The 24,943-nt window shown below is 70.3% G+C and carries 25 protein-coding genes and 1 riboswitch; of the genes, 2 read left to right on the forward strand and 23 right to left on the reverse strand.

Annotated features, from left to right (window positions below; genetic code table 11):
- Positions 1–267 precede the first annotated feature (267 nt).
- The 13 genes from JUB11_RS26705 to exbB form a co-directional block, all read right to left on the reverse strand.
- Positions 268–1,161: a cytochrome c oxidase assembly protein gene (locus JUB11_RS26705; protein ID WP_207461839.1), complete on the reverse strand. Its 894-nt coding sequence runs from the start codon at positions 1,159–1,161 to the stop codon at positions 268–270.
- A 159-nt stretch (positions 1,162–1,320) separates the two neighbouring features.
- Positions 1,321–4,020, reverse strand: coding sequence for a carbohydrate-binding domain-containing protein (locus JUB11_RS26710; protein WP_207461840.1), 2,700 nt, complete (start codon positions 4,018–4,020; stop codon positions 1,321–1,323).
- Between the two features lie 140 nt (positions 4,021–4,160).
- On the reverse strand, positions 4,161–4,907 hold the full coding sequence (locus JUB11_RS26715; protein WP_247887342.1) for a helix-turn-helix domain-containing protein: 747 nt from the start codon (positions 4,905–4,907) through the stop codon (positions 4,161–4,163).
- A 116-nt stretch (positions 4,908–5,023) separates the two neighbouring features.
- Complete coding sequence (locus JUB11_RS26720) at positions 5,024–5,422, reverse strand: response regulator (RefSeq protein WP_207461841.1); 399 nt, start codon at positions 5,420–5,422, stop codon at positions 5,024–5,026.
- Between the two features lie 143 nt (positions 5,423–5,565).
- The gene (gene fixJ, locus JUB11_RS26725) at positions 5,566–6,261 is read right to left on the reverse strand and encodes a response regulator FixJ (RefSeq protein ID WP_247887343.1); all 696 of its coding nucleotides are present in this window, start codon (positions 6,259–6,261) and stop codon (positions 5,566–5,568) included.
- Entirely contained in the window at positions 6,258–7,826 is a 1,569-nt protein-coding gene (locus JUB11_RS26730; protein WP_207461842.1) for a PAS domain-containing sensor histidine kinase, read from the reverse strand. The genes fixJ and JUB11_RS26730 overlap by 4 nt, the downstream gene beginning before the upstream one ends.
- Positions 7,827–7,986: 160 nt before the next feature.
- Complete coding sequence (locus JUB11_RS26735; RefSeq protein WP_207461843.1) at positions 7,987–8,685, reverse strand: glutathione binding-like protein; 699 nt, start codon at positions 8,683–8,685, stop codon at positions 7,987–7,989.
- Positions 8,686–8,802: 117 nt separating this feature from the next.
- Complete coding sequence (locus JUB11_RS26740; protein ID WP_207461844.1) at positions 8,803–10,236, reverse strand: NAD-dependent succinate-semialdehyde dehydrogenase; 1,434 nt, start codon at positions 10,234–10,236, stop codon at positions 8,803–8,805.
- 213 nt (positions 10,237–10,449) lie between these two features.
- Positions 10,450–10,842 (reverse strand): ATPase inhibitor subunit zeta, encoded by a 393-nt coding sequence (locus JUB11_RS26745; protein WP_207461845.1) that lies wholly within the window; start codon positions 10,840–10,842, stop codon positions 10,450–10,452.
- Between the two features lie 26 nt (positions 10,843–10,868).
- On the reverse strand, positions 10,869–11,894 hold the full coding sequence (adhP, locus tag JUB11_RS26750; protein WP_207461846.1) for an alcohol dehydrogenase AdhP: 1,026 nt from the start codon (positions 11,892–11,894) through the stop codon (positions 10,869–10,871).
- 114 nt (positions 11,895–12,008) lie between these two features.
- Complete coding sequence (locus tag JUB11_RS26755) at positions 12,009–12,899, reverse strand: energy transducer TonB (RefSeq protein WP_207461847.1); 891 nt, start codon at positions 12,897–12,899, stop codon at positions 12,009–12,011.
- A gap of 13 nt (positions 12,900–12,912) precedes the next feature.
- On the reverse strand, positions 12,913–13,338 hold the full coding sequence (gene exbD, locus JUB11_RS26760; protein WP_207461848.1) for a TonB system transport protein ExbD: 426 nt from the start codon (positions 13,336–13,338) through the stop codon (positions 12,913–12,915).
- 4 nt (positions 13,339–13,342) lie between these two features.
- A complete protein-coding gene (exbB, locus tag JUB11_RS26765) occupies positions 13,343–14,437 on the reverse strand; it encodes a tonB-system energizer ExbB (protein WP_348771514.1) in 1,095 nt (364 codons plus the stop codon).
- A gap of 171 nt (positions 14,438–14,608) precedes the next feature.
- On the opposite strand from exbB, the gene JUB11_RS26770 reads away from it, so the two are divergent.
- Together JUB11_RS26770 and JUB11_RS26775 are read left to right on the forward strand one after the other, a co-directional pair.
- The gene (locus tag JUB11_RS26770; protein WP_207461849.1) at positions 14,609–14,929 is read left to right on the forward strand and encodes a DUF1778 domain-containing protein; all 321 of its coding nucleotides are present in this window, start codon (positions 14,609–14,611) and stop codon (positions 14,927–14,929) included.
- A complete protein-coding gene (locus JUB11_RS26775; protein ID WP_207461850.1) occupies positions 14,916–15,443 on the forward strand; it encodes a GNAT family N-acetyltransferase in 528 nt (175 codons plus the stop codon). Before JUB11_RS26770 ends, JUB11_RS26775 begins: the two co-directional genes overlap by 14 nt.
- 39 nt (positions 15,444–15,482) lie before the next feature.
- Here the strand turns inward: JUB11_RS26775 and JUB11_RS26780 are convergent, their stop codons facing one another.
- The 10 genes from JUB11_RS26780 to JUB11_RS26825 all read right to left on the reverse strand — a co-directional run bounded on the left by JUB11_RS26780 (position 15,483) and on the right by JUB11_RS26825 (position 24,774).
- On the reverse strand, positions 15,483–15,791 hold the full coding sequence (locus JUB11_RS26780) for a hypothetical protein (RefSeq protein WP_207461851.1): 309 nt from the start codon (positions 15,789–15,791) through the stop codon (positions 15,483–15,485).
- A gap of 23 nt (positions 15,792–15,814) precedes the next feature.
- Positions 15,815–16,186: a hypothetical protein gene (locus tag JUB11_RS26785; protein ID WP_207461852.1), complete on the reverse strand. Its 372-nt coding sequence runs from the start codon at positions 16,184–16,186 to the stop codon at positions 15,815–15,817.
- A complete protein-coding gene (locus JUB11_RS26790) occupies positions 16,183–16,431 on the reverse strand; it encodes a hypothetical protein (RefSeq protein ID WP_207461853.1) in 249 nt (82 codons plus the stop codon). Before JUB11_RS26790 ends, JUB11_RS26785 begins: the two co-directional genes overlap by 4 nt.
- A gap of 132 nt (positions 16,432–16,563) precedes the next feature.
- On the reverse strand, positions 16,564–17,343 hold the full coding sequence (locus JUB11_RS26795) for an ABC transporter ATP-binding protein (RefSeq protein ID WP_348771515.1): 780 nt from the start codon (positions 17,341–17,343) through the stop codon (positions 16,564–16,566).
- Positions 17,340–18,362 (reverse strand): iron ABC transporter permease, encoded by a 1,023-nt coding sequence (locus JUB11_RS26800; protein ID WP_207461879.1) that lies wholly within the window; start codon positions 18,360–18,362, stop codon positions 17,340–17,342. Before JUB11_RS26800 ends, JUB11_RS26795 begins: the two co-directional genes overlap by 4 nt.
- Positions 18,363–18,409: 47 nt before the next feature.
- Entirely contained in the window at positions 18,410–19,462 is a 1,053-nt protein-coding gene (locus JUB11_RS26805; protein WP_247887344.1) for an ABC transporter substrate-binding protein, read from the reverse strand.
- 222 nt (positions 19,463–19,684) lie between these two features.
- A riboswitch (cobalamin riboswitch) is annotated at positions 19,685–19,886 on the reverse strand.
- 55 nt (positions 19,887–19,941) lie between these two features.
- The gene (locus tag JUB11_RS26810) at positions 19,942–21,408 is read right to left on the reverse strand and encodes an ATP-binding cassette domain-containing protein (RefSeq protein ID WP_207461854.1); all 1,467 of its coding nucleotides are present in this window, start codon (positions 21,406–21,408) and stop codon (positions 19,942–19,944) included.
- Complete coding sequence (locus JUB11_RS26815; RefSeq protein ID WP_247887345.1) at positions 21,405–22,250, reverse strand: ABC transporter permease subunit; 846 nt, start codon at positions 22,248–22,250, stop codon at positions 21,405–21,407. Before JUB11_RS26815 ends, JUB11_RS26810 begins: the two co-directional genes overlap by 4 nt.
- Positions 22,247–23,197, reverse strand: coding sequence for an ABC transporter permease (locus JUB11_RS26820; protein WP_207461855.1), 951 nt, complete (start codon positions 23,195–23,197; stop codon positions 22,247–22,249). The genes JUB11_RS26815 and JUB11_RS26820 overlap by 4 nt, the downstream gene beginning before the upstream one ends.
- The gene (locus JUB11_RS26825) at positions 23,194–24,774 is read right to left on the reverse strand and encodes an ABC transporter substrate-binding protein (protein ID WP_247887346.1); all 1,581 of its coding nucleotides are present in this window, start codon (positions 24,772–24,774) and stop codon (positions 23,194–23,196) included. Before JUB11_RS26825 ends, JUB11_RS26820 begins: the two co-directional genes overlap by 4 nt.
- Positions 24,775–24,943: the final 169 nt, after the last annotated feature.

The raw sequence follows: 24,943 nt of genomic DNA on the forward strand, positions 1-24,943 counted from the left end.
AACCGGACCCGCGTCAACGGCCAACAAAGCCGCCGCCTGCGCATCCCTTCTCACAACACGGTCTTCACTTTTAAAAGATCCCGCAGCGCATTCGCCGCATTTTCACTTGACTTTTCCGACCGGCTCCGCTTCGTCAGCGGCGCCTGCGTCGGTGGAGGGGTTTATATGTGCCCTGGCCCCTTCGGCGCAAGAGCTTTTTTCGACGGAACGGTGAAGTTTCTTCGAACCTTCCGTGTCACAGGGGAAAGGGCAGACGCGGGCCGACGGTCAGTCGGCCCAGAGAACCGGGCGGTTCCGGCCGGCACCGTTCAGCCACAGGGCGAAGAGCGCCAGCGCTGCTGCCGTGTGGACCAGCCCCGCCGGAACCCACATAACGAGGCCGGCGAGCTGCTGGTCCTCCAGCGGCGTCAGGCTCCCATGCTGGTGGGTGTAGCTCGCGTACCAGGGGGTGCGGGCAAAGACGAGCAGCGCCGCGAGCAGGCCGGTGTGCAGGACCGTCAGGAACTGGCAGAAGGCCCCCATGCCGAAACCGCGATGCCCCTCCCGGCCATAGGCGAGCGCCCACCAGAACAGGACAGCCGATGCCAGGAAGGTGAGGTGCTGGAGCGCGTGCAAAGGCGAGGACGCCACGGCGGCGTCGAAGGCCGGCGGCACATGCCAGCCCCAGAGGACGATGGCCTGGAGGGCGGTCGCGACCAGCGGGTCGGTCAGCCGGCGCCACAGCCGCCCGAGCCCGCCGCGTCGCCCGGCCCGCAGCAGCCAGCGCCGGACGGGGCCGGGGCAGCCCCACAGCAGGATGCCGAGCGGCCGGGACATCGCCAGCAACGGGGCGGCGAGCACCATGACGATCTCATGCTCGATCATGTGCGCCGCGAAGGACTCCTCGCCCCAGTCATGCAGGGGTGTGGCCACCGGCAGCACCAGCAGGAGCCAGCCGCCGGCGAACAGCAGCGCACGCCGGATCACGGGCCAGCCGGACCGGCGTTGCCGCCGGAAGACAAGGCGCAGATGACCGACGAGGTAAAGAAGGCCGCTCGCCAGCAGCGGCAGGGTGAGCCACGGATCGGCCAAGGGCTCCAGCGACAGGCCGTGGGCCAGCGCCGGAAGGGGCGACAGCGACAAAAGTGCCGCCAGAACCGCCGTCTTCGTCCCGCGGAACATCCCCTCCCCTCCCCGGCAGCCGGCGTCGTGGGACCAAACGCCTCCTGGGGTTCGGAGGTTCCTGGGCACGGTGATCGTGAGCGGTCCCCGGAACGGCGAAAGGGCCGCCCGTCGCCGGGCGGCCCTTCACCTCATTCACCCATCCGTAAAGACCCCGGATCAGATCAGGCCGATGTCGCCATAGGGGATCGCCTCGAAGCCGTGGGCGAACACCACGGAGTTCGAGGGCAGCCCGTAGTTGTCCTGCGACGGATTGGTGAACTGCGGGTCCAGCGTCAGGGAGTTCCGGTCGTAACCGGCCGCCTGCCAGTCGGCCAGGGTGCCGGTGGAACCGCTGCGCAGAACCTGCGGCCAGACGTCGAAGGCGCGCTCCGTCGCCTCCAGATGGCCGTAGAAGTTCTCGGAGAAGGTTCCGACGGTGCCCGGCCCGTAGATGTGGACGGCCTTGCCCTCGGTGACGTCGACGATGTTCTGCGTGATGATGTTGTTGGACATCACCTTGCCCTTCCAGCCGCCCCAGGCGACATCCTGCTGGAGGCCGATCTGGGCGCCGCTGTTGGAGGCGAGCAGGTTGTCGGTGACGGTGTTGTTCCAGCCGCCGTGCAGGAACACGCCGCCGATGTTGTCATGGACGAGGTTGCCCTTCACCGTGGCGCCGCTGGTCCAGTCGTCGAGGTAGATGCCCCAGCTCACCTGCTGGCTCGGGTCGGCGGCGGCGACCGAGGTGCCGGTCACCTCGTTGTTGACGACCTTGTGGCCGGTCAGGTCCTGCTGGCGGTTGATTAGGTAGATGCCGCCGCCGTCGGTCGTCTCCAGGTTGGCGTTGATCACCTTGTTGAAGGCGATCGTCGCACGGTAGGTCGCATCGCTGCCGGTCGTCTCGACCGAGCCGACGGCGATCGCCTTGGCCGGTGAGTTCTCGATCTGGTTGTGCGTGACCTTGACGTCGTTGCTGCCGTTGACCCAGATGCCGGCGTCGCCGCGGTCGGCCGCGTTGGGGCGCTGGACGAGGTTGTCCGACACTTCCGTGAAGTTGGAGCCGGCCTTCACATAGACGGATTCAGCACCGGTGCTCTTGAAGTGGTTGCCGGTGACCTTGCTGTTCGCGCTGTTCTCGACCGTGATGCCGTAACCGCCGCCTTCGACGGTGTTGTTCTTGAAGGTCAGGCCGGAGGCGTTGTTGGCGTAGACCGCGTGCCCGTCGGCACGGCCGCCGGTGAGGGTCAGCCCTTCGAGCGTCACGTTCTTGGCGCCGCCGAGGCCGATCGTCACGGACTGCTGCGCGTTGCCGTGGATCACCGGCGTCTCGCTGCCGTAGGCCGCGAAGCGCACGCCGCTGTCCTGGCCGTCGAGCCAGAGCAGGCTCTTCAGGTTGTAGTCGCCCTCGCGGACGTAGGTCGTGCTGATGTCGCTCGACCGCATGGCGGCCTGGGCCTTTTCCAGCGAGGCGAAGGGCCCGTCGGTGCCGGCGGCGTTGGGAGCCGCGAGCTTGCCGGACCACGTGTCCCTGCCGTTCTCCGCCACATAGAAGGCGGGGCCGGTCGGGGCGGGGGTGCTGGGCCCCGGGTCGGCCGGCGTCGGGTTGGTCGGTGTCGGGTTGGTCGGTGTCGGCGTGCTGGTGCCGTTGGCCGGGAAGAAGCTCTTGTCGGCGTTCACGACCAGCGTGCCGTTCCACCACATCTCGGCCTGGCCCTTGACCACGTCGCGGCCATCGAGCGCACCCTTGTCGTAGGTCACGATACCGTCGGTCGGCAGCACCGACTTGCCGTTGATGGCGATCTTGCTGACGTTCAGGTTGCGGTCGACACCGTTGACGACGCCGTCATTGTCGAACTGCACCTGGACCTTGTGGGCTTGGAGGTCGGTGATGTTGGTCTTGAAGGTGAAGTCCTTCGTGGTCGAGGTCGTCGTACCCTCGCCGACCTTCTTGCCGTCCACCAGCAGGGAGAAGTGCGCGCTGCCGGCGCCTTTCGCGCTCACCGTGATGGTGTCGGAACCGGTGCCCTGCACGGGGGCCGAGGTGTCGGCGGGCGGAACCGTCGTCGTGCCGGCCGGGAAATAGCTCTTCGGCGCATCGACCACGAGGGTGCCGTTCCACCAGAGATTGGACTGGCCCTTGACCACGTCGCGGCCGTCCAAGGCACCCTTGTCGTAGGTCACGATGCCGTCGGTCGGCAGGACGGCATTGCCGTTGATGGTGATCTTGTTGACGGAGAGCGAACGGTCCTGGCCGTTGTAGTAGCCGTCATTGTCGTACTGGACCTGCACCTTGTGCGCGGTGCCCGCCGCCAGGTCGGTCTTGAAGGTGAAATCCTTGGCGGTCGTGCCGGTGGTGCCCTCGCCCACCTTCTTGCCGTCCACCAGCAGGTTGAAATGCGCGCCGGCGATGCCCTTCGCGTTCACGGTGATGGTGTCGATGCCGGTCGTAGGCGCGGGCGTGGTGGCGACGGGCGTGGCAGCCGCGTAGTAGGAGGCCGGCGTGTCGAAGGTCAGCGCGCCGCCCCACCACATGCCTTCCTGCCCGGCGACGACATCCTGGCCATCCAGGGCGTTGCGGTCGTAGGAGGCCTGCGTCGGGAGCAGGCTGTGTCCGTTCACGTTGACGGACTTGACGTAGAGGTTGCGGTCCTGGCCGTTCACCGAGGCGTCGTTGTCGTAATGGACCTGGACGCGGTGCGGCTGCCCGGCGGCAACCTGTGTGGTGAAGCTGTAGGCGCTCGGATTGGTCGCGCTCACCGTCGCCTGTCCGGCATCCTTGCCGTCGATGAGCAGGCGGAAATGCGGCCAGACGCCTCCGGCGGACTGGCCATAGGCGTTCACGACGACGTTGAGGTCGGTGGTGCCCGTGGTAGTAGCCATTGGTCGGTATCCTTTGCGGTTGTGATGCCGCGCCAGAATGGTCAACCAAGGGAGGGCATTAGTGAGGCAAATCTGCTAGATTCAGCAAAAAATACAGGAAACCGTGACAAGAAACGGGGAGTTTTCGTGACCTGGCCTCTTCACGCGCATTCGGCGAGTTCGGACAGCGTGTCGCGGTCCACCAGCTCGACCTTGCCGCCCTCCATCAGGCGGATGACGCGGGCGGTCTTCAGCTTGGTGAATTCGCGCGAGACCGTCTCGGTGGTCAGGCCCAGATAGTCGGCGATGTCCGTGCGGCTCATCGGCAGGTCGATGCGGCCCGACGCGTCCTGCGCCCGCTCGTCGTTTGCCAGAAGGAAGGTGGCGAGCTTCTCGCGCGCCGTCTTGCGGCCGAGCAGCAGCATCTGCTCCTGTGCCGCCATCAGCTCGGCGGTCATGGCCGCCAGCAGGGTGCGGGCGAGTGCCGGACGCTCGTCCATCAGGGCGGTGACGCGGGCGCGCGGGATGCGGCGAACGGTGGAGGGGACGACCGCCTCGGCGGTGTAGGCGAAGCGCTCGCCGGCCGCCAGCCCCATCATGTCGCCGCCGCGCAGGAAGCCGATGATCTGCCGGCGCCCGTCGGGCAGGAGCTTGTAGAGACGGACCAGCCCGTCCATCACGCGGTAGACGGCGTTGGCGGCGTCGCCTTCGGCGAAGAGCGACTGGTCGCGGTCGAACAGCCGGGCCTCGCCCATGGCGTCGAGAACGGCGGTGTCGTCGCCGGCGCGGTCGCCGAAAATGCCGAGGGGAGCTTCCATCCCCAAGCCGGGCCGCGAGCCGGGCAGCGTGGTGCCCATGAAGGCGTGCAGCGACGGCTTGACGTTACCGTTGTGGAATTGAACGCCCATGTTCGGAACCCCTGACTTCGAGAAGACTGCCCAGCGACTTGGTGTCCTCTTGATAGCGGGGCGGCGTTTTCCTGTGCAGTTCGGAAAGATACGTAAGGAAACCTACGTAAGGGAAACTACCTATGCGCCGAATCCGCGGCGGCCGGCGGCAGCAGGCGCCCGATCATCTCCAGAAGCAGGTCGTCGTCGAACGGCTTCTCCAGGAAGGCGACGACGCCGGCCTCCTTGGCCCGGTCGCGCGTGGCCGTGTCGGCCCGGCCGGAGATCATGATCACCGGCATGCCCGACAGGCTCGTCCCGAAGCGCTCCATGAAGTCGAGGCCGCTCATCACCGGCTGGTGCAGGTCCAGCAGCATGCAACCCTTTGATTTGCCGTCATACCGCTCGATGAAATCGGTGCAGGACGGGTAATCCCGGACCTCGAAGCAGCAGGCCTCCAGCAACGCCCTGATGGAGTCGCGCACGGGATCGTCGTCATCGACGATGTGGACGATCCCCTCCCCTGTCTCCGCCACGCGGCACCTCCGGTCTTCCAAGCGACGTGCCGCCCGGTCCCCTCGGGACGCGTGCGGCCAGACTTTGAAAATAGGGCCGCACGTCCCCCCGCCGGAATACGGGGTTATCCTTACTGGCGGAGAACTGATTCAGATCAAGCCGGTCAGGAGGACCGGGGCGCCAGGCCGGCGGCCATCGCCATGCGCACGAGCAGCGGCAGGCTGTCCGCCTGCATCTTCTCCATCACGCGGGCGCGGTGGATCTCGACCGTCCGCGGGCTGATCGACAGGTCGAAGGCGATGATCTTGTTCGACTTGCCCTCGAGCAGGCATTGCAGCACGTCGCGTTCGCGCGGGGTCAGCAGCGCCAGGCGGCCGGCGATCTCCGGCGGGCATTCGGCCGGTTGCGCGGTTTCCGCGGCGGTCGGCGCCACCCCGGCGGCGGAAGCAGAAGCGGCGGCGCGGGCGAGCGCCGCCCGCAGGCTGTCGATGAGCTGCTGGTCCTCGAAGGGCTTTTCGATGAAATCGGCGGCCCCGGCCTTCATGGCCCGCACAGCCAGCGGCACGTCGGCATGGCCGGTCATGACGATCACCGGCAGGGTCCGCCCTTCCCGGACGAGGCGTTCCTGCATCTCGATGCCGTTCATCTCCGGCATGCGGACGTCGGTCAGCAGGCAGCCGGGCCGCGAGGGAGCGTCGGAGCGCAGGAAGGCCAGGGGCGAGTCGAAGCTTTCCACCTGGAAGCCCGCGCTTTCCAGCAGGATCGCCAGGGAGTCCCGCACGGCCTCGTCGTCGTCGACGATGAAGACGGTCTGGTCTTGCTGGTCTTGCCGCATGGGCGGTTCGGTCCTTCCGGTCATTCCTCGTCCCCTTCGTCCGGCACCGCGAGGACGGTGAAATGGAAAGCGGTGCCGTCGGAGGTCCGTTCCTGCCACAGGCTGCCGCCATGGGCGTCGATGATGGAGCGGCAGATCGACAGGCCGAGCCCCATCCCCTTCTGCTTCGTGGTCACGAAGGGCTGGAAGAGCTGTGCGGCCACCTCGGGCGCCAGTCCGGGTCCGGTGTCGCTGACCGTCACGCGCAGCAGCCCGGCGGTGTCCGGATCCTGCGCCGTGGCGATGGTCAGCTCCCGCCGGTCGCAGGCGGCCATCGCCTCGACCGCGTTGCGCACGAGGTTGAGGAGCACCTGCTGCACCTGAATCTTGTCGATCAGCACGGACGGGTCGTCCGGCAGCAGGTTCATGCGGACACGCACGTTGCTTTCCTTGGCGCCGACCAGCGCCAGCGCGCTCGCCTCCTCCACCACCTTGTTGAGGCTTTCCGGTCGCCGTTCGGGATGGCCCTTCTCGACGAAGTTGCGCAGCCGGCGGATGATCTGGCCGGCGCGCGCCGCCTGGGACGCGGCCTTGTCCATCGTCTCCCGCACCTTGGCGACGACGGCCCCGTCCGGTCCGCCCTCCTGCCCGCCCGCTGTCTGGCCCCCCAGCCGCTCCAGCAGGCGCCCCGTCGCCTTGACGTAGTTGATCACGGCGGTGAGCGGCTGGTTCAGCTCGTGCGCGAGCGTCGCGGACATCTGGCCCATGGCGCTGACGCGGCTGACGTGCAGCAGTTCGGACTGAAGCTCCTGCATCCGCTTCTCGGTGGCCTGCCGCTCGGTCAGGTCGCGGACGAAGCCCGTGAACATGGGCCGGCCGGCAAGGTTCACCTCCCCCACCGCCAGTTCCATCGGGAAGACCGATCCGTCGCTCCGCCGGCCCGAGACCACCCGGCCGATGCCGATGATCTTGCGCACGCCGCTGCCGAGGTAATTGGACATGTAGCGGTCATGCTGCTCGCGGTAGGGCGAGGGCATCAGCATGTCCACGTTGCGGCCCGTCACCTCCTCCGCCTTGTAGCCGAACAGCCGTTCGGCGGCCGGGCTGAAGGACTCGATGGCGCCGCGCTCGTCGATCACGATGATCGCCTCCGGCACGGTCTCCAGGATGGAGGCCAGCCGCGCCTCGCGCTCGCGCAGCGCCGTCTCGGCCTGGCGGCGTTCGGTCAGGTCGCGGATGATGCCGACATAGACGGGAGCGCCCTCCTGCTCGGCCTGCCCCACCGAAAGTTCCATGGGGAAGGTCGTGCCGTCCTTGCGGGCGCCCATGACCTCGCGGCCGATGCCGATGATACGGCGCTCGCCCGTGCGGTGGTAATGGTCGAGATAGCCGTCATGCTCCTCCCGGAAGGGCGGCGGCATGAGCATCTTCACGTTCCGGCCGAGGACCTCCGCGGCCGTCCAGCCGAAGAGCCGTTCGCAGGCCGGGTTGTAGGCCTGGATGCACCCCCGGGCGTCGATGATGACGACGCCGTCGGGCACGGTGTCCAGCATGGCCTGAAGGGGGCGGAGATCCTGGTTCCCGTCTCTTGTTTCGCCCGCCAACGCCATCCCTCGAATTCGCCGTCCCATACGGCCGTGCGCCGAAACCGGCCATGCCCCCGGAAGGCGAGAGTAAAGGAAGAGGGCCGTTCCGGGTCAACCCCCTTCCAACATGCGGAGCGCACCTGCGGTTGCGGCGATTCGTCCCGCCGCCGCCCTTCGGGGCGCGTTACCGCTTCACCGTCGCGGCGCTCTGGCCGAACAGGATCTTCTTGCCCTCCTCCGTGACGGCGGGCTGCTTGAAGTCGTCGGCCCTGGCATAGGCGCGGACCACGGCCGGGCGGGCGCGGACGGCCTCGAACCAGCGCTTCAGGTCGGGGAAATCCTCAAGATTCTGGTTCTGGTTCTCGTGGGGCACGATCCAGGGGTAGCAGGCCATGTCGGCGATGGTGAAATCGTCTCCGGCGATGAAGGCCCGGCCCTGCAGCCGCTTGTCCAGCACGCCGTACAGCCGGCCGGTCTCGCCGACATAACGATTGATCGCGTATTCGATCCGTTCCGGAGCGTAGCGGTTGAAGTGGTGGTTCTGCCCGGCCATCGGCCCGAGCCCGCCGATCTGCCAGTAGAGCCATTCCAGCACCGTCTTGCGCTCCCGCACGGTGGAGGGCAGGAAGCGGCCGGTCTTTTCCGCGAGGTAGGTCAGGATGGCACCGGATTCGAAAACGGGGATCGGCTCGCCGCCGTCGGCGGGCGCCCGGTCCACGATGGCCGGCATGCGGTTGTTCGGGCTGATCGCCAGGAAGTCCGGCTTGAACTGGTCGCCAGCCGAGATGTTCACGGCATGGATGGCGTAGTCCAGCCCAGCTTCCTCCAGGAAGATGGTGATCTTGTGGCCGTTCGGGGTCGGCCAGTAATAGAGGTCGATCATGCTGAGGTCTCCCGGTTGCCGTGGTCCAGCTTAGCCGCGGGAGGCCGTCGGGCAATCCCGCCGATGGGCCGGGGCGCCGGCCTCCCGCGCGGGGAAGCCGGCGCCCCGGAGGCGCGCTTACAGGCTCGCCTGCGACACGTACTTGGCGTTCAGATAGGCCTCGATGGCCTCGCTGCCGCCTTCCGAGCCGTAGCCGGAGTCCTTGACGCCGCCGAACGGCACCTCGGGCACGGCGAGGCCGTTGTGGTTGATGGTCATCATGCCCGTCTCGACGTGCGTCGCGATGGCCGTCGCCGTCCGGGTCGAGCGGGTGAAGGCGTAGGCGGCCAGCCCGAAGGGCAGCCGGTTCGCCTCCGCCACCACATCGTCCAGGTCGGTGAAGGGGGCGACCATGGCGAAGGGGCCGAAGGGCTCCTCGTTCATGGCGCGGGCGTCCAGCGGCACGCCGGTCAGCACCGTCGGCTCGAAGAAATAGCCCTTGTTGCCGATGCGCTTGCCGCCGGTGCGCACCGTGGCGCCCATCTGGACGGCATCGGCGACGAGAGCCTCCATCGCCTGGACGCGGCGCTCGTTGGCGAGCGGCCCCATGGTGCTGCCGGCGTCGAGCCCGTCGCCGACCTTGATGGCCTGGGCGGCGGCGACGAAGCGGTCGAGGAAGGCGTCGTAGACCTTCTCCTGCACCAGGAAGCGCGTCGGGGCCACGCAGACCTGGCCGGCGTTGCGGAACTTGGCGGCGGCCAGCACCTTGCTGGCGGCGTCGAGGTCGGCGTCGTCGAAGACGATGGCCGGCGCGTGGCCGCCCAGCTCCATGGTGACGCGCTTCATGTGCTGGCCGGCGAGTGCCGCCAGCTGCTTGCCCACGGGGGTGGAGCCGGTGAAGGAGATCTTCCGGATCACCGGGTGCGGGATCAGGTAGCTGGAGATCTCGGCCGGCACGCCGTAAACGAGGTTGATCACGCCCGCCGGCACGCCGGCGTCGGCGTAGGCGCGGATCAGCTCGGCCGGCGAGGCCGGCGTCTCCTCCGGCGCCTTGACGATGATCGAGCAGCCCGCGGCCAGCGCCGCCGACAGCTTGCGCACGATCTGGTTGATCGGGAAGTTCCAGGGGGTGAAGGCGGCGACCGGGCCGACGGGCTCCTTGACCACGAGGTTGTAGACGCCCTCGGCGCGGGCCGGGACGACGCGGCCGTAGGCGCGGCGCGCCTCCTCGGCGAACCAGTCGATGGTGTCGGCCGCACCCATGGTCTCGGTGCGCGCCTCGGCCAGCGGCTTGCCCTGCTCCATCGTCATCAGCCGGGCGATGTCGCCGGACCGCTCGCGCAGGAGGTCGGCGGCCTTGCGCATGATCTTGGAGCGCTCGAAGGCGGACATGCGGCGCCAGACGGCGAAGCCCTTCTCGGCGGCGGCAAGCGCCCGGTCGAGATCCGTCTCCTCCGCGTGGGCGACCGTGCCGATCACCTCCTCGGTCGCGGGGTTGACGACGGGGATGGTCTTGCCGGCGGCGCTCCCTTGCCATGTTCCATCGATGTAGAGGAGGACATCGCGATACATGCTCATTTCCTTTCGAATCCCTGCGTCCGCCCGGACCGTCGGCCAGGGCGCCCTGCGCAAGCCATAACGATGGGGTTTCCTGGCTTAACCGGCAAATGCCCTGTGCGCAAGGCCGCCCCACGCGCAAAGCGCCGCCGCCCCGCCCAGGCTTGCTGGACGGGACGGCGGCGCTTTGCCGATACGGTCGCGGGAATAGGAACGAAGGAGCCCTGCTCAGCCGGCCTTTTCCAGGCCGGGCTCCTCCTGGCCCGATTCCTCCTGGAGGACGCCGCGCAGGGCCAGCGCCTCGAAGCGGACCATCAACCGGCGGATCTCCTCCTCCGGGATGGAATGCCCCGCCGCGGCGAGGTCGGCCAGCAGCTTCGCCACCACGTCGCCCTCGCCCGGCCCGGTCAGGTCGGCCGAAACCAGTTCGGAGAAGTAGGTCCCGACCGACCGGCCCAGCAGGGGTTCCGCCCAATGCGCCAGCATGCGGTCGCGCCGGGCCTCCACCACGAAGCGCCGTTCGTTCTCCGCGACATGGGCCAGCTCGCTCGCGTTCCGCTTGTCCGCGAAGGCGCCGAGCAGGCCGTCCGGATCGGTTGCCGTGGACATGCTGGAGGACATGGATGCCGTTCCCATCCGGACGGGGATCAGGGGAGCATGACGACGCGGCCGTCCACCGCGCCGAGCCGCAGGCCGGTCAGCACCTCGTTCACCGCTTCCAGCGGCCGGGTGGAGACGGTGGCCTTCACCTTGCCCTCGCCCGCGAACATCAGCGATTCCGCGAGGTCGGCGCGGGTGCCGACGATGGAGCCGCGGATGGTGATGCGGTTGAGGACGACGTCGAAGATCGGCACCGGGAATTCGCCCGGCGGCAGCCCGACGAGACTGACCGTGCCGTGGCGCCGCGTCATGCCGATGGCCTGGGCGAAGGCGCTGCGGCTGACGGCGGTGACCAGCACCCCGTGCGCGCCGCCGATGGTCGCCTTGATCTCCTTCACCGGATCGACCGCCGAGGCGTTGATCGTGAGGTCGGCGCCGAGGCTTTTCGCCAGCGCCAGCTTGCTGTCGGCGACGTCGACCGCCGCGACGTGCAGCCCCATGGCCTTGGCGTACTGCACGGCGACGTGGCCGAGCCCGCCGATGCCGCTGATCACCACCCATTGGCCGGGCCGCGCCTCGGTCTCCTTCAGGCCCTTGTAGACGGTGACGCCGGCGCACAGGATCGGGGCGATCTCGGCGAAGGGGATGTTGGACGGCAGGTGCCCGACGAAATCCGCGTCGGCCAGCACATATTCGGCGTAGCCGCCGTTCACCGAATAGCCGGTGTTCTGCTGTTCGGTGCAGAGCGTCTCCCAGCCGGTCAGGCAATGCTCGCAATGGCCGCAGGCGGTGTAGAGCCAGGGCACGCCGACGCGGTCGCCCTCCTTGACGTTGGTGACGCCGGCACCGACGGCGGCCACCGTGCCGACGCCCTCATGGCCGGGGATGAAGGGCAGCGCCGGCTTCACCGGCCAGTCGCCGTCGGCGGCGTGCAGGTCGGTGTGGCAGACGCCGGTCGCGGCGATCCGCACCAGGATCTGGCCGGCACCCGGCCGGGGGACCGCCGCTTCCTCGATGACGAGCGGCTGCCCGTAGGCGCGGACGACGGCGGCCTTCATGGTCTGGGGAAGCATCGGGGTCACTCCCGTTTCTGCTGTTTCGGATGAGCCCTTTGTGCTCCTTCCGCCCCCGGCCCTCATTGACCTAGCGCAATTCCGCCCGCCGCGCCGTCCTTTCGCCGTCTGCCTTCAGCGGATGAAGAACTGCACGGGCACGACCAGCTCCATCCGGTCCCCGCCGACGCCCGGCGGGATCGGCGGCAGCGGCGAGGCACGCTCGACCATGGCGATCGTCTCCTCGTCCAGCGCCTTGAAGCCGCTGCTCTTGGCGAGGCTGACGGACAGCACCTTGCCCTGGCGGTCCATGGTGAAGCGGACCTGCGCCACCCCTTCCTGGCGGCGCGAGCGGGCCATTCGGGGATAGCGCTTGTGCCGTTCGAGATGGCCGAGCAGCAGCCCCTGCCAGCTCGGCGGGGCGCGGTTCGCCTGGGTGGAGGCGGGACCCGGTGCGGGTGCGGCGGCGACGGGGGCGACATCCGGCACCGGCAGGGCCGGGGCGGCGGCGGGCGCCTTGGGCGGTGCCGGCCGGGGCTCCTTCCTTGGCTCGGGCTTCGCGCGCTCGACGCGGGGCGGCACCGGCTTGGGCGCGGGCGGCTTCGGCTTCTCGGCCGGCAGCACCACCTCGGGCTCCGGCGCCGGGGTGGGGACAGGTTCCGGCTCCACCACCGGCTCCACCACCGGCTCCGCGACGGGTTCGGGCGGCGGCTCGGGCAACGGTTCCGGCTCGATCACCGGCTCGGGCGGCAGTTCCGGCGGCGGAAGGTCGAGCACGGGCTCCGGCGCGGGCGGGGTTTCCTTGGCCACCTCCTGCGGTGCCGCGGGCAGCGGAGCCATCTCGATCATCAGCGCGGCCGGTGGCGGCGTCACCGGCGCGACGGGCGTTTCCCAGGCGAACAACCCGGCTCCCAGCCCGGCGTGCAGGCCGGCGACCAGCAAGGCGCAGCCGCCCCAGCGCGCGGCGGACCGGCCGGACCGCTCGCCGGCGATACCGAACTCGCCCGGAAACTCTTGAACCGTCATGTCGGCAGGACCGTCATTTCGGCGCGGCCGCGCTTTCCAGCCCGACCAGCGCCACCTTCAGGTAACCGGCGGCGCGCAAGGCGTTCATCACCTCCGTCAGCTCGCCGTAGGGCACCGACTTGTCGGCGCGCAGGAAAACGCGGCTGGCCTTGTCGCCGCCGGTGGCGCCGTCGAGTGCCGCACCCAGCGTCTCGCGCGTCACCGCCTGCTCGCCCAGCGCCAGCCCGAGGTCGGCCTTGACGCTGAGGAACAGCGGCTTGTCGGGGCGCGGCGCGGCCTGCGCCGTCGAGGCCGGAAGGTCCACCGGCACGTCCACCGTCGCCAGGGGTGCCGCCACCATGAAGATGATCAGCAGCACCAGCACCACGTCGATGAAGGGCGTGACGTTGATGTCGGGGATCTCTTCGAGATCGTCGCCGGAGTCGAGACGCGAGGCCATGGGCTCACTCCGCCGCGGAAGCGGCGCGGGCAGCACGCCGGTCGGCCGCGTGGCCGCCCTGCGCATGGCCGCTCTCGCGCCCGTAGTCCATGTCGCGGCTGACGTGCCGCAGGATCGCCGCCGAGGCGTCGGCGAGCATCGCCCGGTAGCCGCCGATGGCGCGCGCGAAGCCGTTGTAGATGACCACCGCGGGGATGGCCGCGATGAGGCCGATGCCCGTGGCGAGCAGCGCCTCGGCGATGCCCGGCGCCACCACGGCGAGGTTCGTCGTCTGCGCCTGGGAGATGCCGATGAAGCTGGTCATGATGCCCCAGACCGTGCCGAACAGCCCGACGAAGGGGCCGGTCGAGCCGATGGTGGCGAGGATGCCCGTGCCCCGCTGCATGCGACGGCCGGCGGCGGCCTCGATCCGCTCCAGCCGCGAGGCCACCCGCTCCTTCAGCCCGTCCTTCGACGGCGCGTCGGCGGACAGCTTCGCCTCGGCCACGGCGGCGCGCACCAGTGCGGCCGTCGCCCCCTTGTCGAAGCCCACGGCCTGTGCCGCCTGCGACAGCGACCGCGCCTCCTCCAGCGCCTCCAGCCCGGCGCGCAGCCGGCGCTTGGCCGAGGCCAGCTCCAGCGATTTCGCCAGGAAAACCGTCCAGGTCGCGACCGAGGCCAGCACGAGGCCGATCATGACCGCCTGCACCACCGGGCTCGCCGCCATGAACATGCCCCAGGGCGTCAGGTCATGCGGGATGGTCCCCAGCGCGTCCGCCATGGAGGGGTCCGGCGCCACGCCGGGCAGGGCCTCGGCCGGAAGGCCCGGCGCGCCGGGAGCGGCCAGGCCGTCCGGCGCCGGCGGAACCGCGGGCGCCACGCCGGCGGCCGGGGCCGCGTCCGCGGGAACGGCCGGTGCCGCGGCGGGTGACTGGGCGGCCGGCGGTTGGGTAACCGGAGCAGGAGTGCCGGGCTGCGCGGTCGGCTGGGCCGGCGCCGTGCCGGTCGCGTCCTGCGCCCACGCCGCCCCGGACATGAGGAGCGTGACGGTGCCCGCCATCATCACGGCTGCGTCGGACAGGCGGTGCAGGGCGGTGCGCGGACTGGACGGCTTCGGCATGGCAGGCTCTCTCGTATCCCGGCGGTGTGATCCGCTCCCGTCGCCTTATAATGCGAGCAATTCTCAATCGCACGAAAAATCTGCGTCAGTCACGCGGTTTGTCAGGAGCGTTGACCATGGCCATGGGAAAGCGCATCTTTGTACGGTAATTGTCCGTACTCGGGGGATTCCATGTTCTCTCTGCCGGATCCGAACCGGATTGCCGAGGAAAGGCGATCGGAGCGTCTGGAGCAGCGCATCAAGCCGTCGGTGAAGCGGACGATCGAAATCGCCGCCGCCCTCACGGGAACGGACACCAGCGACTTCGTCGTTACCTCCGCCTATGAAGCCGCTTTGAAGCGGCTTGCCGAGAGCCGGACCACGGAACTCGCCGGAGAGGACGCGAAGCGGTTCTTCGATGCGCTCGATCGATTGGAACCGAAGGAGCCCACCGACGCCCTGAGGCGCGCCATGGCCCAATACGAAGATCAAGTCGAGAATGCCATCCGCTGAAGCGCCGCCCCGCCGGCCGATCCGGATCGAGCCGCTTTCCAGGCGGCATCGGACGGCCAGCTTTTCATGCGGCAACCGGCGCATCGACCAGTATCTCGCACAAGGGCACGAGCACCAAGATCACAATCTCGGACGTCTGTTCGTCGCCCTGGACAAGACGCCCGGCGCGGCGGACGTGCTTGGCTATTATGCCGTGCACAACAGCAGCATCAAGGCCCGCCATGTGCCGAACCCGCTGGGCGCCATGCTTCATCGAGAAGCGGAGGTTGGCGCCCTGTATGTCGTCATGTTCGGCGTCGACCGATCCTGCCAGAGACGGGGCATCGGAACGGCCATGCTGATGGACGTGCTGCGCCGGACCAGACGGGTCAACATGGAAACGGCTGTCTGGGCCGTCATCCTCGATCCGCTCGATGCGAGCGCGGAAGCCTTCTACCGTACGATGGGCTTCGATCTGCTCGACGCCAAAACGCGCCGGATGTTCCTCCAGACCAAAGACATTCCAATCAGTTGAACTCCGACGGCGAACTTCGCGGCGGAGCGCCCTGACCGCTCAGAACCGGCCCGACCCGCCGTCCGGCAGGGCGGTGAGAAGGGCGCAGCCGCAGTTGGGGCAGGTGGCCGCCGCCAGGATGGTGCGGAGGTTCGGGTCGTCGGGGCCGAGACCCAGCTTGTCCCGCAGTTCGGCGGCCAGCCGGGCGTGCTCCTGGTTGGCGCCGCAGGCGTTCTCGATCATGGCGCGGTAGTCGCTGCTGTCCCGCTCCTGGATGGCGAAGGCCGGGCGCGCGGCAGAGGCGGCGGCGCCCGCGGCAAGCAGGCCGCCGAAGGCGCGCAGGAGGGAACGGCGGTTGCCGGAACGCATGGCGGGCCTCATTGGCTGATGGATCAGGGACTAATGGAACTTGGCGCGAGCGTAGCATCCCCGGCCGGGACGGGCGAGCGCGGAGCGGCCATTACCCCTGCCCCGCCGCGCGCCGCCACGCGCGCGGCGACCAGCTCCTTCAGTTCGGGCGGGATGCAGGTCCGCTCCCGCCAGCGCACCGCGAGGCCGGCGAACCGGCACTCCGCCGCGATCTCCCGGCCATTCTCGTAACGGTGCTGGTCGATCAGCGGCCAGCCGTCGAGCATGCCGTAATCGAACGGCCGCCCGTCCTCGTAGTCGCGGAAGCCCAGGTGGAATTTCGGGTGCCGCAGCACCGCCTTCGCCTTGCGCCATGTCCGCGCGCCGAAGATCCGGTTGTTGACGGCGTCCTTCATTGCAGCCTTCCCCGCCCGCCGGCCCGGCCCTCCACCGCGATGACCTCGGACAGCCGCCGGAACGTCTCCGCCGCGAGATGATGGCCGTGCAGTTCGGCGTAGCCGTTCACCGCCTCCATCAGCATGGCCCAGATCAGCTCCTGTCGCCGGAGCCCCCTCTCCTGCCCGTCCGTCAGCATGGCGCGCACCAGCGCCAAGGCGGGCTCCAACTCCTCCGGAGCGGTTGAATCGGTAACGCTGTCCACGGGACTTCTCTCTCCATCCACGGGGCGGCCGCCACGATCCGCCACCCCTATATGTAACGTTATAACGTTACATTCCCGGCTTGAAAAGAGCCGTTGACGAAGGCCGCACCGAGCAAACTGCCGACGGTGGGATCAGGCGGGCGCGGACTCGTCCGGCAGATACTGGATGCGGAGGCGGCCGTCGTGGGTGGAGCGTTCGACGCGGGCACGGACGCCGAAGACGGACCGGATCGTCCCTTCGGTCAAGACCTTGTCCGGCTCGCCCGAGGCGACGACCTGCCCATCCCGGAGCAGCGCGATGCGGTCGCAGAACATGGCCGCGAGGTTCAGGTCGTGGAGCGCCACGATGCAGGTGGCCGGCAGCCGGCGCAGCAGGCCGAGCAGGTCGAGCTGGTGCGCGATGTCCAGATGGTTCGTCGGCTCGTCCAGCAGCAGCTCGCTTGGGCACTGCGCCAGGGCGCGGGCGATCTGCACGCGCTGGCGCTCCCCGCCGGACAGGCTGTGCCAGAGCCGGTGGCGCTTTTCGTCGAGCCCCAGCCGGACGAGCGCATCGTCCACGGCCCCCTCGTCCGTCGCGCTCCACGGAGAGAAGGGGCCGCGATGGGGCGTGCGCCCCAGCCGGACGATGTCCAGCACCGTGACCTCGGCCTCCGTCGCCGCCTGCTGCTCGACGAAGGCGACGCGCCGGGCCACCGCCGCCTGCGTCAGGCCGGCCATGTCGGCGCCGTCCAGCGTGACCACCCCGCCGGCGGTCCGCCGGAGCCGGGCGAGAAGCCGCAGCAGGCTCGACTTGCCGGAACCATTGGGGCCGATCAGCCCCAGCAGGCCGCCGGGAACGGGCTCGACCGTCACCCCATCGACGATCATCCGTCCGCCGGCCGCCCAGTGGACGTCGCGCGCCGCGATGGTCACGCCGGCCTCCTTGCCCGGAAGAGGATCACGGCGAAGGCCGGCGCCCCGAACAGGGCCGTGACGACGCCGATGGGCAGGATCTGCTGCGGGATGATGATGCGCGAGACGATGTCGGCGAGCACCATGACGACCGCCCCCATCAGGAAGGCCGCGGGCAGGAGCCGCGCGTGGCCCGGCCCGACGAGAAAACGCGCGGCGTGCGGAACCACGAGGCCGATGAAGCCGACCGAACCCACGATGCTCACCATCGCCGCCGCCATGGCGGCGGTCAGCCCGAACAGCAGCACGCGCAGGCGGAGGACCGGGATGCCCAGCGAGGCCGCGGCATCGGCGCCGAAGGTGAAGGCGTCGAGCGCGCGGGCGTGCAGCAGGCAGACGGCGAAGCCAATGACGGCGACGGGCAGGGCCAGATGCACGTCCGGCCAGCGCACGCCGCCGAGGCTGCCGAGAAGCCAGAACATCACGCCGCGCGCCTGCTCGGCGTCGGCGAAGCTGGTGACGAGGTAGGAGGTGACGGCGTTGAAGAGCTGCGATCCCGCCACCCCGGCGAGGATGATGCGGTCCGATCCGCCGCCGGCCCCGGCGGCGAGCAGCGCGACAAGGGCGAAGGCCGCGGCGGCGCCGATGAGGGCGCCGCCGGACAAGGACAGGGCGCCGCCGCCGACGCCCAGGATCATGACCGCCACCGCCCCCGTCGATGCCCCGGCCGAGACGCCCAGCAGATAGGGCTCGGCCAGCGGGTTGCGCAGCAGCGCCTGGAGCACCGTGCCGGACAGGGCGAGCGCCGCCCCGCAGCCGGCGGCGACCAGCGCCCGGCTCAGCCGATAGTCCCAGATCACCCCTTCCTGGATGGGGTCCAGGGGAAAGGCCGTGCCGAACAGCCCGTTGCTCACCGCCTTGGCGGCGGCGAGCGGCGCCACCGGCATCTCGCCGACCGTCACGGCAAGCCCGACGGCCAGAAGCAGGACGGCCAGCGCCAGCACGGCCAGCGCCAGCCGGGCCAACGTTCCTTGGATCATCCTCGGCAGGGCCGGCGCCGGACGAGCCTCGGCCACGGGCAGCGCGGTCAATTCATCAGCCCGAAGCGCTCGACGGCGGCGGCGATCGCCTCAATGCCGTCCACCGCGCGGATCGACGGGTGCATCGCCTCCACGTCCAGCAGGATGAAGCGCCGGTTGCGGACGGCGTCGAGCTTGCCGGCCACGGGATCGCTTTCCAGGAAGCGCAGCTTGGCCGCGGTGTCATCCGCCGCGAAGCGACGCCGCGACATCTCGGCCATGATGATGACGGTGGGGTTCGCGGCGGCGATGGACTCCCAGCCGGTCAGCGGCCATTCCTCGTCGGTGGTGATGACGTTCCGGGCGCCCAGCGCCGTCAGCAGATAGGCGGGAACCCCGTTCCGGCCCGCGACGAAGGCGTCGCCCCGGACCTCCCGGCTGGAGAACCAGACGAGCGCCGACACGTCCTTCGCGTCGATGCCCCGGACGGAGGCGACGGCGTCCGCCTCGCGTTTTTCTAGGCTTGCGATCAGCGCCTCGCCCCGCTCGGCCACGTCGAAGATGGCGGCCAGTTCGCGGATCTCCCGGTGGACCAGATCCATGGTGAAGGGCGTCCGGCGGACGCCGTCGCCGCCCGACGCGTTGTCCTTGGCGCAGTCGGCCGGCGACAGGTAGGTGGCGACACCCAGCCGCCCGAACTGCTCGCGCTTGGCCACCGACCCGTTCGGGCCGACATGCCATTCGAACTGCGCCGTCACGAGATCCGGCGTCCGGGACAGCACGGATTCGAAGCTCGGGTCATTGTCGGCGAGCCGCTCGATCCGGGCGTTCTCCGCCTCGAAGCGCTTCACCACCGGGCTGAACCACACGGCCGTCCCGACCATCCGGTCGGCGAGGCCGAGGGACAGGAGGATTTCCGTGCTGCTCTGACCGATGGAGACCACCCGCCGTGGCGCCCGCTCGAAGGTGACGGGCGATCCGCAATTCTCCAGCGTCAGGGGATAGCGGGTCCGTTCGGCGGCCTCCGCCGTCTGGGGGAGGACGGCCATCGCGACGGCCGCCACGGCAAGGGCGAATGCCTGGGTGCGGGCGCGCAGAAAGGAACGGGCGGCGTGATGCATCGGGGCTTTCCGCGGAAGTGGGTTGGAAAGGGGGAAGCGGGAATGGCTCGCCTCGACCGGCGGACGGCCTGAAGGCCGCCAAAGCGGGCCGGGCGGCGTCACGGTCCCGGATGGGGGCCGGAAGCCTGCCGTTGCGGAAGGGGATCGCGCGGAAAAGCGGCGGCGGGCGCGCACGCCGGAATCGGTGCCATGAGGTCTCCTATCCGGGCATCCCCGCCCGGCAAGCGGCTTCAACGCGACGGCAGGTCTCCTGGCTCGCGGGTCGTGGCCTCCGCCCGGCCTTCCCGGGACTGTCTGGTCCCAGTGGCGCAAGGGTGGGCGTCGGCTCGCCGCTGACAGTTGCGGGGGCAGCCACGGATTTCGTGCGGGACGTCACCGTGTTCCCTTTTGATCCCTTTCGGGAACCGTCGCGCGGACCATAGCGGCGGCGGCTTTTCAGCGTCAACCCGGCAGACGGGCCGGCAGGCGGGCCGGTCCCCTCACGCGTGGAGACCGGCCGCGGCGGGACATCGCCCGCCATCCGGGGACCCGAGCCGGATCCGCCGGTCGGCGAGCCGGTCCACGAGTCCGGCGTCGTGGCTGACCAGCAGGACGGCGCAGCCCCGGTCGCGGGCTTCCGTCATCAGAAGCTCCATGGTTTCCTTCTGCGTCAGCAGGTCGAGCCGGGAGGTCGGCTCGTCGGCGAACAGGAAGACCGGGTCGAGCAGCAGGACCCGCAGGATGGCGAGCCGTTGCAGCTCGCCCCCCGACACCTCGCGCGGGCGCCGGTCCAGCAGGGCGGGCGCCAGTCGCAGGCGGCGCATCAGCGCCTCCACCCGGCCCCAGTCCAGCCCGTGCAGCCGGACGAGGTCGAGCAGGCATTGCCGCAGGCCGTGATGCGGGGGAAAGGCCGCCGGCGGGTCCTGGTAGAGCTTCTGGTAACGGATACGCGTCACCGCCGGGTCCCGCCGGACCGATCCCGCGCCGGGTGCGGCGAGGCCGAGCAGGATGTCGCCGAGCGTGCTCTTCCCGCAGCCGCTCGGGCCGGTGACGCCGACGACCTCGCCCGGCCGGACCGAAAGGTCCAGGCCGCGGACCAGCGTCCGCCCGCCGCGCGCCATCTCCAGCCCCTCGGCCTCCAGCACGGCCGGGCCGGCCGCGCCCACTGAAATGGACCGGCGCTGCCCCGGCCAGGCCGACGGCTCCGCCTCAAGCAGCGCGCGGAGATAGGCGCTGCGCGGCGCGCGCAGAAGCTCGTCCGCCGGGCCGGATTCGATCACCTCCCCGTCCCGCATCACCATCAGGTCGCCGCCGAGGCGGCGCGGCACCTCCAGGTCGTGGGTGATGACCAGCAGGCCGCCCCCGCCCTCCGCCTCCGGCCGCAGCAGCTCGACCACCTCGTCGCGGCGGTCGGCGTCGAGGCCCTTCGTCGGCTCGTCCGCGATGACCATCCGGGCGCCGCCGGCCCGCGCCACGGCGAAGGCCGCACGCTGCGCCATGCCGCCCGACATCTGGTAGGGCAGCTTGCCAGCGGAATCCGCCAGGTCGAGCCGCGCCAGGTCGGACCGCGCGGCTTTGCCGGCGTCCCGGCGCGGCAGCCCGCCGACCAGCCGGTGGGTCTCTTCCAGCTGGGTGCCCACCCGCATGGTGGGGTCGAGCGCCAGCCAGGGCTCCTGCGGGAGCATCCCGATGGTGCGGCCCCACAGGGCGCGCCGCTCGCGGGGGCCGAGCGCCAGCAGGTCGCGCCCGCCGAACATCACCCGCCCGGTGGCACGCAGCCCCGGCGGCAGGACGCCCATGACGGCCTGGGCCAGCAGGCTCTTGCCCGAGCCGGTCTGGCCCAGCACGGTCAGCGGCCGGCCGGCGTGAAGCCACAGGGAGGTCGGCCGGACGATGCCGTCCGAGGACCCCGTGGAGGCGCCGTCCGCCGACACCTCCAGATCTTCGATGCGCAGAAGAAGGCTCATCGCGGCCGGCTCCCGGAGAGAAGGTTGAGGCTGAGGACCAGCAGGAAGACGACCGCGATCGGCTGGAACAGGATCCAGGGCGCCTCCTCGTGGTAGGGCAGCAGTTCGGTCATCATCAGCCCGAGTTCGGCCGCCGGCGGGCGCAGCCCGACACTGACGAAGCCCAGCGCCGCGACGGCGAGGATGGCCGAGGCCGCGCCGAAGGAGGCGAGCGTCAGCACCACTGGCGCTATCTCCGGCCACAGATGGCGGCGGAAGATGTAGAGGGGGCCGAAGCCGAGCAGCCGCGAGGCCTCGATCTGCGGGGAGGCGGCGGCGACGCGCACCGTCGCCCGCACCACCCGGAAATACTCCACCCACAGCACCAGCGAGATGCCGACATAGAGCGCCCAGGCGCTGCCCGGCGCCAGCGCCGCCAGCAGCAGGACCAGCAGCAGGCCGGGCAGCGCCAGGAAGGCGTCGGACAGCACGCCCGCCGCGCGGTCGAGCCAGCCGCCGCGCCAGCCCGCCAGAACGCCGAGCAGCACGCCCGGCACCGCCGCCGACACCACCCCGACCGCCGCGAAGCCCAGCGACAGCCGGATCGCGGCGGCCAGACGCGCCAGCATGCTGCGGCCGAGATGGTCGGTGCCCAAGGGCTCCCCGGCACTCGGCGGCATCAGGATGCGGCCCAGGTCCTGGCGGGCCGGATCGGCGTCACTCAGGAGCGGGACCAGCCAGCCCAGCGCCGCCAGCCCGAGCAGCAGCGCGGCTCCCAGCAGGCGGCTCCGGTTTGCGCGCGCCCAGGCCGTCGGGGCCGGAATCATGCGGCGGCCCTTCAGGGGAATGGATACGGGGCTCATGCCTTCCGCCTCCGAGGGTCGATGCCGAAGCAGGCGAGGTCCACCAGCGCGTTCAGCAGGACGAAGCCGAGGGCCATGACCAGCGCGGTGCCCTGGATCATCGGCACGTCGCGCGCGAAGATCGCATGGACCAGCGCGTGGCCGATGCCGGGCCAGGCGAACAGGCTTTCCACCACGACCACCCCCTCGATCAGATAGACGAGCTGGACGCCAAGATAGGCGGTGACCGGCACGCCGATGTTGCGCAGCCCGTGGCGCAGGAAGGCGCTCCCCTCCGGCAGGCCCTTGGTGCGGGCGAAGGCGTAATAGGGGGACGCCGTCACGGCCAGGGTCGCGTCGCGGGCGACGCGGCTCGACACCGCGGCGAGCCCCAGCGCCAGGGTGATTGCGGGCAGCAGCCGGTGTTCCATCGTGCCGTAGCCCGCCGCGGGAAGAAGCCCGAGCCCGACCGCGAACAGCACGATCAGCAGGACGCCCAGCACGAACTGCGGCAGGGCGCGCAGCCCCGCCGCGAAGGGCAGAAGCGCGCGGTCGAGCACCCCGCCCGGCCGCAGGCCCGCCAGGATGCCGAGCGGCGGCCCGATCAGCAGGGACAGCAGGATGGCCGAACCCGCGAGATCGGCGGAATGGCCGAGCTGGTGGCGGATGGCCGCGATCACCGGCTCCCCGCTGATGAGGGACCGGCCGAGATCGAACTGTGCGAGGTCCCACAGCCATGCCCCAAGCGCCATCAGGGCGGGCTGGTCCAGCCCGAGTTCCAGCCGCACGGCGTCGGCGGCGCTGCCGGTCACGTTGTCGTAGCCGTAGCGCCCGGCGGCGACGCGGAAGGCCATGTCGCCGGGCAGCAGCCGCGCCAGCAGGAAGGTCAGCGTGCCGACCGCCAGCCCCACCAGCAGGGCCTGGAACAGTCGGTGGCCCAGCGTTTTCAGAATGGGACGGGCGGTCATTCGGCCCAGCCCATGGCGGAGATGCGGTAGCTGCGCTCGAACGGGTCGAGCGAGACGTTCCGGAGCTGGCGGGACACGGCGGCGGTCTGCTGGTACCAGGCGACCGGGATGACCGGCAGCTCATCCTGAAGCAGGGCCGCCACCGTCCGGCGCAGTTCCGCGCCGCGCGCTTGATCGGGGTTGCGCAGCAGTTCGGCCAAGGCCTCGGCCATGCGCGGCTCGTTCCAGTTCATGGCGCCCCAATCGCCGCCCTGCCGGCCGTCCCGCACCCCGTAATCTTGGACCCCATAATCTTGAACCAGAGTACCGAGCGGATCGGGGATGAGGGCGAAGCCCCGCGCCATGAGGCCGAGTTCGAGCGTGCCGTCGCGGTGCCCCGCCGGGATCTCGCTGGAATTGCCGATGGCGACGTCGAGCGCGATGCCCACCGCGCGAAGCTGGTCCTGGAGGGCCGCCGCCAGCAGCGGCAGCTCCGGCCGGTCGGGGAAGGTGCGAAGGCTCAGGCGGAAGGGAACCCCGTCGCGCCGGAGGATGCCGTCCTCGCCCCGGCTCCAGCCGAGATCCGCCAGCAGCGCCTCGGCCTTCGCCCGGTCCTGGACCAGCGGCGCCAAGCCGGGATGGTGCCAGTCGGGAAGGCTGGGCGGGAAGAGTTGCCCCGCCGCCGCTTCCGGCGCGCGCAGCAATGCTGCGGCGATGCCCGCCCGGTCGATGGCGAGGCTCAGCGCCCGGCGCGCCGGCTCGTCCTTCAGGAAGGGATGGCCGGCGTTCACCTTGATGGCGACGGTGCGCGGCAAGGGAATCGACTGGACCTGCACCGCCCGGCTGCTCCGCATCCGCCGCAGGCTCGCCGGGTCCAGCGTGAAGACGAGATCCGCGTCGCCGCTTTCCGCCATCAGGGCGCGCGTCTCGCCGCGCCCGGCCGCGAGGTAGCTCACCGCCTCAACGGCGGGCGCCGGTCCCCAATAGCGGTCGGAGCGGGTGGTGACCAGCTTCTGCGGCGGCTCCAGCCGTTCGACGCGGTAGGGGCCGGTCCCGATCACCGCCGTGACGGTCCCGTCCTCCCGGTAGGAGGCGGGCGCCAGGATGATCGCGGAGCTGTGGGCGAGCACGGCGCCGATCGGGGCGAAGGGCTCCGTGAGCTTGAGAAGGACGGCGCCGCCCTCCGCCTTGATGGAGCGGATCGGCGCCTCCTTCAGCACGCCGGCCTTGGCGCGCGCGTGGCGCAGGCTCGCCGCCACGGCCTCCGCCGTCAGGGGCGTGCCGTCGTGGAAGACCACGCCCTCGCGCGGGACGAAGCGCCAGCTCAGCCGGTCGTCCGACACGGTCCAGGAGGCCGCGAGCGATGGCAGCGGCCGCCCCGCCCCGTCCACCTCCAGCAGGGTCTGCGCCACCTCCAGCCGCAGGAAGGCATGGCCGTGCTGCGCCGGATCGAGGCTGGCGACCTCCCAGGGGGCGACCACGTTCAGCACCCGTGCCGGATTGTCAGACTGCGCGGCGGCGGGCTGGACCAGCAGAACGGCACCGAGGACGGTGGCCCCGAGCCACCCGCTTCCCCGCGCAAAAACCTTACGCATCATCACCGTGGAACGTCCCTCTTCTTCTTTCCCCGGCCCATCGGAGTGCGCCGGGGCTTTCCAGTCCTTGGCCGGGCGGCAGGCAGTATGCGGCGCCACACCAATTTCGTTACGTTATAACATATCATTTCATGGGCAAAGCCGAAACTTGGGTGTCCGGAAAGGGTGGCCA

It is taken from the genome of Azospirillum sp. SYSU D00513 (assembly GCF_017356015.1).
In the GTDB taxonomy this organism is placed as follows: domain Bacteria; phylum Pseudomonadota; class Alphaproteobacteria; order Azospirillales; family Azospirillaceae; genus Azospirillum.

Bases quoted from the DNA above. Each gene is read 5' to 3' on its own strand.
- JUB11_RS26705 (WP_207461839.1), bottom strand. From the start codon at position 1,161: ATGTTCCGCGGGACGAAGACGGCGGTTCTGGCGGCACTTTTGTCGCTG.
- JUB11_RS26710 (WP_207461840.1), bottom strand. From the start codon at position 4,020: ATGGCTACTACCACGGGCACCACCGACCTCAACGTCGTCGTGAACGCC.
- JUB11_RS26715 (WP_247887342.1), bottom strand. From the start codon at position 4,907: ATGGGCGTTCAATTCCACAACGGTAACGTCAAGCCGTCGCTGCACGCC.
- fixJ (WP_247887343.1), bottom strand. From the start codon at position 6,261: ATGACCGGAAGGACCGAACCGCCCATGCGGCAAGACCAGCAAGACCAG.
- JUB11_RS26730 (WP_207461842.1), bottom strand. From the start codon at position 7,826: ATGGCGTTGGCGGGCGAAACAAGAGACGGGAACCAGGATCTCCGCCCC.
- JUB11_RS26735 (WP_207461843.1), bottom strand. From the start codon at position 8,685: ATGATCGACCTCTATTACTGGCCGACCCCGAACGGCCACAAGATCACC.
- JUB11_RS26740 (WP_207461844.1), bottom strand. From the start codon at position 10,236: ATGTATCGCGATGTCCTCCTCTACATCGATGGAACATGGCAAGGGAGC.
- JUB11_RS26745 (WP_207461845.1), bottom strand. From the start codon at position 10,842: ATGTCCTCCAGCATGTCCACGGCAACCGATCCGGACGGCCTGCTCGGC.
- adhP (WP_207461846.1), bottom strand. From the start codon at position 11,894: ATGCTTCCCCAGACCATGAAGGCCGCCGTCGTCCGCGCCTACGGGCAG.
- JUB11_RS26755 (WP_207461847.1), bottom strand. From the start codon at position 12,899: ATGACGGTTCAAGAGTTTCCGGGCGAGTTCGGTATCGCCGGCGAGCGG.
- exbD (WP_207461848.1), bottom strand. From the start codon at position 13,338: ATGGCCTCGCGTCTCGACTCCGGCGACGATCTCGAAGAGATCCCCGAC.
- exbB (WP_348771514.1), bottom strand. From the start codon at position 14,437: ATGCCGAAGCCGTCCAGTCCGCGCACCGCCCTGCACCGCCTGTCCGAC.
- JUB11_RS26770 (WP_207461849.1), top strand. From the start codon at position 14,609: ATGTTCTCTCTGCCGGATCCGAACCGGATTGCCGAGGAAAGGCGATCG.
- JUB11_RS26775 (WP_207461850.1), top strand. From the start codon at position 14,916: ATGCCATCCGCTGAAGCGCCGCCCCGCCGGCCGATCCGGATCGAGCCG.
- JUB11_RS26780 (WP_207461851.1), bottom strand. From the start codon at position 15,791: ATGCGTTCCGGCAACCGCCGTTCCCTCCTGCGCGCCTTCGGCGGCCTG.
- JUB11_RS26785 (WP_207461852.1), bottom strand. From the start codon at position 16,186: ATGAAGGACGCCGTCAACAACCGGATCTTCGGCGCGCGGACATGGCGC.
- JUB11_RS26800 (WP_207461879.1), bottom strand. From the start codon at position 18,362: ATGATCCAAGGAACGTTGGCCCGGCTGGCGCTGGCCGTGCTGGCGCTG.
- JUB11_RS26805 (WP_247887344.1), bottom strand. From the start codon at position 19,462: ATGCATCACGCCGCCCGTTCCTTTCTGCGCGCCCGCACCCAGGCATTC.
- JUB11_RS26810 (WP_207461854.1), bottom strand. From the start codon at position 21,408: ATGAGCCTTCTTCTGCGCATCGAAGATCTGGAGGTGTCGGCGGACGGC.
- JUB11_RS26815 (WP_247887345.1), bottom strand. From the start codon at position 22,250: ATGAGCCCCGTATCCATTCCCCTGAAGGGCCGCCGCATGATTCCGGCC.
- JUB11_RS26820 (WP_207461855.1), bottom strand. From the start codon at position 23,197: ATGACCGCCCGTCCCATTCTGAAAACGCTGGGCCACCGACTGTTCCAG.
- JUB11_RS26825 (WP_247887346.1), bottom strand. From the start codon at position 24,774: ATGATGCGTAAGGTTTTTGCGCGGGGAAGCGGGTGGCTCGGGGCCACC.